The organism is Oleiphilus sp. HI0128, assembly GCF_001635365.1.
The window spans coordinates 1-714 of record NZ_LWGG01001356.1 but is presented as its reverse complement, the minus strand read 5'-3'; the positions used below and the strand labels follow the sequence as shown (position 1 = coordinate 714).

The 714-nt window shown below is 45.7% G+C and carries 1 protein-coding gene; it reads right to left on the bottom strand.

Annotated features, from left to right (window positions below):
• Positions 1-714, bottom strand: a 714-nt coding sequence (locus tag A3763_RS22525) for a GH3 auxin-responsive promoter family protein (RefSeq protein ID WP_197483053.1), incomplete at both ends; no start/stop codon positions are given.

The following is a 714-nucleotide window of genomic DNA, read 5'->3' as shown; positions in this document are numbered from 1 at the left end:
TCGCGTAGTTTGTTCGCCCAAATTTTAGATGATGAGGTGTCCCAAGCACTGATGAGACCAAGTTTGGGCCAAAGCATACTTGTCATTTTAGCACTTAACTCACCATCCCAAGCATCTAACGACTTAGCGGCGTCAGGGTTTTTGGGTGCGGATAGATGTGATAAGCCAGAAAGAGTCTCAGGCCACTGACCGGAGTTTAGTACTTCAACGATAAGAGGCTGCTTATCTTTGATTAACTGTAACAGGCTTAGCGCAAAGGTTGGGCTCCATACCGAGATAAACGACAAGTCCCGGCAAGCAACTAAATAGCATGCCGTTGCAATTGAGGATTCCTCAGAAGTATTCGCAAGTGAAATGGCTTCAGGAACAGCCATTGTCCCTGACATAAACAAACGCTTCCACCAAGGGAGAAGTTGCAAGTCATCGTTAATGCTGCTCGTAAGTTTATTCCTTAGATCGCTCGGGACCCATGACAAAGACCAATAATGTTTGCCTTGCTTTATCTCAGGAAATTGTCGGTATAAGTCTGCCATCCAGGGACTAATTGCCTGATCTAATTCATCGAGGAAGGCTTGATTGTAGGGAATCCACTTCATTTTAGAGGTGGAACCACTCGTGGGCTGATAACGCTCGCACTTGATGTTGCTTAAAACATTTTCTCGGCCGGCTTGCTGGCGCTCTATTTGCTCGTGCCAAACATCATAATCGCTAATT